This window comes from Hydrogenophaga sp. (assembly GCF_018780385.1).
In the GTDB taxonomy this organism is placed as follows: Bacteria; Pseudomonadota; Gammaproteobacteria; order Burkholderiales; family Burkholderiaceae_C; genus Hydrogenophaga.
In genome coordinates this window covers 1-6396 of record NZ_JADMJO010000017.1, presented here as the reverse complement: position 1 = coordinate 6396, position 6396 = coordinate 1, and the positions used below count along the sequence as shown (strand labels likewise).

The window sequence follows — 6396 nt, the reverse complement described above, 5'->3', positions numbered from 1 at the left end:
GCATCACCGAAGGCATCCCGGTCAAGGACATGCTCGAAGTGCGCAACCGCATGAAGGCCAAGGAAGCCGCTGGTGGCAAGCGCACCCTGCTGCTGGGCCCGAACTGCCCCGGCCTGATCACGCCAGACGAAATCAAAATCGGCATCATGCCCGGCCACATCCACCGCAAGGGACGCATCGGCGTGGTCTCGCGCTCGGGCACGCTGACCTACGAAGCCGTGGCACAGCTGACCGAAATCGGCCTGGGCCAGTCCAGCGCCGTGGGCATTGGTGGCGACCCCATCAATGGCTTGAAGCACATCGACGTGATGAAAGCCTTCAACGACGATCCCGACACCGATGCCGTCATCATGATCGGTGAGATCGGTGGCCCGGACGAAGCCGAAGCCGCTCTCTGGTGCAAGGACAACATGAAGAAGCCCATCGTGGGTTTCATCGCGGGTGTGACCGCACCCGCTGGCAAGCGCATGGGCCATGCCGGTGCCCTGATCTCGGGCGGCGCTGACACGGCCGATGCCAAGCTGGAAATCATGGAAGCCTGCGGCTTCACGATCACGCGCAACCCGTCCGAAATGGCCAAGCTGCTGAGGGCGCGCCTGTAAAAAGAGGCGCGCGTCGTGAAAAGGGCAACGCTTGCGTTGCCTTTTTTTTCGTCCACGGTCTGTGTGCGACATCAAACACACAGATCAGCTTGCTCCGAACGCTCGCCTTGAAACAAAATGCAACACCTTGGGTTCAATGCCAGTCGCAGATGCCCGATGACCCTTGTGAGGACTCGCTGTGAGGCGTGTCACGCAGCCCGCATTGAAACCAACCCAGGTCTCCCCCATCCGTGTCCACCAGCCAGCGCCAGAGTCGGCCCAAGCGCAAACGCCCCCAGTGGCGCTCGGACGCCGCCATGGGCTTGGCGGTTGTCGTGGCTGTTGTTGCCTTGCACGCCGCCACCGATTTCTTCAGCGGGTTGGAACGTCGCTTTTTCGACGTGGCCAGCACCCAGACGGCCCGGCAGCCGAGCGATCGCATCGCCATCATCGCGATCGACGATCAGAGCGTTGCCAATATCGGCCGCTGGCCGTGGCCACGCGAGGTGCATGCCCAGCTGATTGACCAGCTCAGTGCCGCGCGGGCCAAGACTGTGGCTCACACAGCCTTCTTCTTCGAACCTCAGACCGACCGCGGACTGGTGCAGTTGCGCGAATTGCGCGGAATGCTCGATGGATCGGCCACGGGCGGCGCGCCGCTGACCGACCTGGGCGACGCTGGGCGCCAGCGCTTGTTGGGCTTCATCGGCCAAGCCGAGCAACAGCTCGATTCCGACGCCCGCCTGGTGGCCAGCATGTCGCGCGCGGGCAATGTCATCGTGCCGTCGGTGTTTGAGCTCGGGGAACTGCAAGGCCGCGCTGATCAACCTCTGCCGGCGTTTGCACAGCGCAGCGCCATCGCCGACAACTCGGCTTTTGGCGTGCCCGCCCTGCGTTCGCAGCAACCACTGTCAGCCATCGGAGACGCCGCGCGAGCAGTCGGCCATCTCAACCAGTTGCCCGATGTCGACGGTTCGGTGCGCCAGGAGGGTTTGCTGGTTCAGTTCGACGGTTTTGCCGTGCCCTCCATGGGCCTTGCCATGGCCGCCAACAGCCTGAACCTCACGGCCGACGACATGCGGCTGGTACCCGGCGAGGGCGTGCAATTGGGTCGCAGCCTGATCCCGACCGACGCCACCGCCCGCTTGCTGCCGCAGTTCTATCCCGATCGCGATGGCAAACCCGCGTTCGCCGTGGACTCGTTTTACGACGTGCTCTCGGGCCGCATCCCGGCCAGCAAATACGCCGACAAGATCGTGATCATCGGTGCCACGGCCGCCGGCGTGGGCACCTTGTTCACCACACCGGTGTCGGCCGCCATGTCGCCGGCGGCCATCCTGGCCCACATCACCTCCAGCATCCTCAGTGGCCACCACATCGTGCAGCCGGTGTGGGGTGGCTTGGCGGTGCTGGGCGCGCTGTTGCTGATCGTCGGCTACGTCGTGGGCGTCTTGCCTCGCTTGTCAGCGGCTGCGGGCGCGGCCTGCACGGCGGTGCTGTTTGTGGCGTTGCTGGGGATCGAATTTGGTTTGTTGTCGGTTGCGGCTACCTGGCTGCAAATGGTGTTCCCGGCGGCGCTCTTGCTCATCGGGCACCTGGCGCTGACCACGCGCCGTTTTCTGGTGACCGAGGCGGGCAAGGCCAAGTCCGACGAGGAGTCGGCCGAGACCAACCGCATGATGGGCCTGGCGCTGCAAGGGCAGGGGCAGTTGGACATGGCCTTTGACCGTATGCGCCGCGTGCCTTTCAGCGACGCGCTGATGGACAACCTCAAGCACCTGGCGCTGGACTTCGAGCGCAAGCGCCAGTTCAACAAAGCCGAAGCGGTGTATGAGCACATGGCCAAGCTGGACCGCAACGACGCCGATGTTCAGCGGCGTTTGAAGCGAGCGAAGAACCTCTCGGAGACGGTGGTGCTCGGGGGAGGATCTTCGCACCCGGGCGGCACCCTGTTGCTGGACAACGGTGGCGTGGAGAAACCCATGCTGGGGCGCTACCAGGTGGAGAAGGAGCTGGGCAAGGGCGCCATGGGCGTGGTCTACCAGGGTCGAGATCCCAAGATCGGCCGCATGGTGGCGATCAAGACGCTGGCGCTCAGTGCCGAATTTGAAGGCGCCGAACTGGTCGATGTGCGCGAACGCTTCTTCAGGGAGGCCGAGACGGCGGGCCGACTGCAACACCCCAACATCGTCACCATCTTTGATGCCGGTGAAGAGCACGACCTGGCTTTCATCGCCATGGAGTTCCTGCCCGGCCGTGATCTCGTGGAGTTCACCCGCACCGGCAAGCTGCTGCCGGTGTCCACCGTGCTCAGCATCGGCGAACAGGTGGCCGCCGCGCTGGACCATGCGCACCGCCAACAGGTGGTGCACCGCGACATCAAGCCCGCCAACGTCATGTACGACGCAGCGACCCAGTCGGTCAAGGTGACCGACTTCGGCATCGCGCGCATCACCGGTTCGAGCAAGACCAAGACCGGCATGGTGCTGGGTACGCCCAGCTTCATGTCGCCAGAACAACTCGCCGGCCTGCACGTGGACGGCCGCTCTGACCTCTATTCGCTGGGCGTGATGCTGTTTCAGCTGCTCACCGGCGTGTTGCCGCTCAAGGGCGACTCCATGGCCGCGCTGATGTACCAGATTGCCAACCAGCCCGCGCCGAGCGTGCGCAGCCTGCGGCCAGAACTCCCTCAAGCCTTGGCCGACGTTCTGGAACGCATCCTGTCCAAGTCGCCGGGGGATCGTTACCAGACAGGTGCTGAACTGGCCGCTCAACTGCGGCGTTGCGCCAAACCCGTGTCTGATGCGGCCCAGCCGCAGGCGAGCCCCGCGGAAGCTGGTGAGGACAGGTTTGAAGCGACGCAAGCCCTGCCGCGCGATGCAGAAAACGCCTTGGTTGCCACGCTTGTCACGCCGCAGCACGACTCGGCGCGTGGTTCCTGAAAAGACAACGTCGTTCTGCGGGTATAACTTGACCTCTATGAATTTTGAGTATTTTTGTCTGACCGATCCGGGTCTGGTTCGTGACAACAACGAAGATTCGGTGTCGCTCGATATCGAGAACCAGATTGCGGTGTTGGCCGACGGCATGGGCGGCTACAACGCGGGCGAAGTCGCCAGCGCCATGGCCACCACTTTCATCAAGACCGAGCTGGGGCGCTGGATGGCCGAGGGCGGCAACGAGGCCAGCGTGCGCGAGTTGCGCCGCGCCATGGAAATCTGCATCGACAACGCCAACCGCTCCATCTTCAACGCCGCCAACTCCAACCCGCAATACGCCGGCATGGGGACCACACTGGTCATGGGCGTGTTTCTGGGCACGCGCGCCATGATCGGCCACGTGGGTGACTCGCGGTGCTACCGCCTTCGCGAAGGCAGCTTCGCGCAGATCACGCGCGACCACTCCCTGCTGCAAGAGCAGATCGATGCCGGACTCATCTCACTGGAGCAGGCTCAATACGCGACCCACAAGAACCTCGTGACGCGCGCCTTGGGCGTGGAAGACACGGTGTTGCTCGAAGTCAACGAATACCGGGTGGAGGATGAAGATCTCTACCTCTTTTGTTCGGACGGCCTCAGCGACATGATGAGCGACGAGCGCATCGCCGCCATACTGATCACCGCAGGTACGCTGGAAGAAAAAGCCCAGGCCCTGGTTGACGCCGCCAATGACTGCGGGGGCCGGGACAACATATCGGTGATACTGGCGTATGCTCGTTCCAGGCCGGTGCGCAAGGGAATACTCTCGCGCATGCTGGGCAAGTAATTCAGATTTCGACCAACAAATCTACAGGTTCCAGAGGAGTCGGCCATGCCGAAAATGATCGTTTCCATCGACGGTGTCGTCATCAAGGAAGTGCAGCTCACCAAAGACCGCACCACGCTCGGCCGCCGTCCCTACAACGACATCGTGATCGACAACCTGGCCGTCAGCGGTGAGCACGCTGTCATGCAGATGTCCGGCATGGACGTTTTCCTCGAAGACCTCAACAGCACCAACGGCACTTACGTCAACGGCAAGGCGATCAAGAAGCAGCAGTTGCAAAGCGGTGACACGGTCGAGATCGGCAAGTACAAGATCAAGTTCGTGCACGAAGGCGCCAGTGAGAGCCACGAAAAGACGATGGTGATCAACGCCGGTTCCGTTGTTGCACCGGAGCCCACGGTGGCCATGGTCGTGGCCAATGCAGCCATCAAGGTCATGTCGGGCACGGCAGCGGGTCGCGAAGTGCCTCTGGTGAAGGTCGTCACCACCATTGGCAAACCCGGTGTGGCCGTGGCCGCCATCACCCGCCGCCCGCACGGCTTTGTTGTCGCGATGGTCGAAGGCGTGCAAAAGCCCACCATCAACGGCAACCCCATCGGCACCGACGCGGTGAACCTGCGCCACGGTGACCTGCTCGAGCTGGCCGGCACCAAGATGCAGTTCGTGCAGCAGTAATTTTCCGCACGCCTCCCTCCGTCACAAACGGCCTACGGCGGCTGCGGATGCACTGGCTTCATCCCCATCCAGAGCTTGGTGTTGCCGCTGGCGGGCAATGCTTTGACGGGATGGCCCACAGCGCTGAACCCTGTGACTTCGTGCGCCACCAAAATGCCAAAAAAGTCCTTTACCGCGTGTGCGTGGAAAGGTAGCCTCCCCCAGGCAGTTGTCGCTTAATCCCGCGTGGGACGGCGCGACGTCCATCGAATCGATACAAGCCTCGCAACCCAGGACCGGCTCGGCCGGCCACACCATTCCAAACAGCCAATGAGGGTACGTGTGCTGGGGTGCTCCGGAGCCATTGCCCATGGCTGCCGCACCACTTCCTTCCTGCTCGACCACGACGTTCTGATCGACGCCGGTACCGGCGTGGGTGATCTCACCCTGGACGAAATGGCGCAAGTCGATCACGTTCTGCTGACGCACTCGCACCTGGACCATGTGGCGTCGCTTCCACTCATGTTGGATGCCGTGGCTGCCCGCAGGCTGTCCGCAGGCGCACAGCCCCTGCAGGTGCACGCCTTGCCGGGCACCATTGCCGCCCTCAAGGCCCACATCTTCAACAACCTGATCTGGCCCGACTTCTCCGCCATCCCCAGCGCCGAACGCCCGCTGATGCGCTTCGTGCCCATTGCCGTGGGCGAGGTGTTGGAGGTGTGTGGCAAGGCGGTTGAAGTGCTGCCGGCCGTGCACACCGTGCCCGCAGTCGGCTTTGCCGCCGCCTCGCCATCGGGCCACTGGGTGTTCAGTGGCGACACCGGACGCAACCCCGCCTTCTGGGAGCGCGTCAACCAGCTGCCCGTGGCCTTGTTGGTGATCGAGACCGCCTTCAGCGACCGGGAAGAGGCACTCGCCCGACGCAGCCTGCATCTGGCGCCAGGCCTGTTGGCCGAAGAGCTCAGCCAGATCGACCGCAGCCAGCACTACCCCATCTACATTACCCACACCAAGCCCGCCGAAACCGGGCTGATCATGGACGAGATCCGCCGCTTTGAAGATGCGCCGCAGAGTGCAGGCGCCATCCACCACGACATCCGTTGGCTCAGCGCGGGGCAGACGTTCGACCTATGACGGAGGTGACAAAAACGGTTCTTGTCGATGCGGGTGACAAAAAATGTCAGCCTATAGCCGACCAGATGTCACAAACCGTCACTGAGAGGCCGGTAAGCGTGAAAAAGGCCTCGGAAAACACCCCAGTTCAAGTTGGCACGCCGTCTGCTCATAGACATGCGTTCCCAACCCAAACCCCCAAGGAGTTTTCTCAATGAAGCGTTCCATGCAAAAAGGTTTCACCCTGATCGAACTGATGATCGTGGTGGCCATCATCGGTATT

6 protein-coding genes are annotated in these 6396 nt (G+C 62.8%); all 6 read left to right on the top strand.

Annotated features, from left to right (window positions below; translation table 11 throughout):
- Positions 1-602, top strand: a 602-nt coding sequence (locus tag IV113_RS08835) for a succinate--CoA ligase subunit alpha (RefSeq protein ID WP_291083249.1), incomplete at its 5' end; no start/stop codon positions are given.
- Between the two features lie 230 nt (positions 603-832).
- Positions 833-3523 (top strand): serine/threonine-protein kinase, encoded by a 2691-nt coding sequence (locus tag IV113_RS08830; protein ID WP_291083246.1) that lies wholly within the window; start codon positions 833-835, stop codon positions 3521-3523.
- 37 nt (positions 3524-3560) lie between these two features.
- Positions 3561-4346: a Stp1/IreP family PP2C-type Ser/Thr phosphatase gene (locus tag IV113_RS08825; RefSeq protein WP_291083243.1), complete on the top strand. Its 786-nt coding sequence runs from the start codon at positions 3561-3563 to the stop codon at positions 4344-4346.
- A 45-nt stretch (positions 4347-4391) separates the two neighbouring features.
- A complete protein-coding gene (locus IV113_RS08820) occupies positions 4392-5021 on the top strand; it encodes an FHA domain-containing protein (protein ID WP_056267247.1) in 630 nt (209 codons plus the stop codon).
- A gap of 309 nt (positions 5022-5330) precedes the next feature.
- Positions 5331-6134 carry a 3',5'-cyclic-nucleotide phosphodiesterase gene (locus IV113_RS08815; RefSeq protein WP_291083238.1) on the top strand — a complete coding sequence of 268 codons (804 nt, stop codon included), beginning with the start codon at positions 5331-5333 and terminating at the stop codon, positions 6132-6134.
- A gap of 193 nt (positions 6135-6327) precedes the next feature.
- A partial coding sequence (locus IV113_RS08810) for a prepilin-type N-terminal cleavage/methylation domain-containing protein (RefSeq protein ID WP_291083251.1) occupies positions 6328-6396 on the top strand: 69 nt, incomplete at its 3' end.

What these genes read in the sequence shown, in the direction of transcription:
- IV113_RS08825 (WP_291083243.1), top strand. Translation starts at nt 3,561, where the DNA reads ATGAATTTTGAGTATTTTTGTCTGACCGATCCGGGTCTGGTTCGTGAC.
- IV113_RS08820 (WP_056267247.1), top strand. Translation starts at nt 4,392, where the DNA reads ATGCCGAAAATGATCGTTTCCATCGACGGTGTCGTCATCAAGGAAGTG.
- IV113_RS08815 (WP_291083238.1), top strand. Translation starts at nt 5,331, where the DNA reads ATGAGGGTACGTGTGCTGGGGTGCTCCGGAGCCATTGCCCATGGCTGC.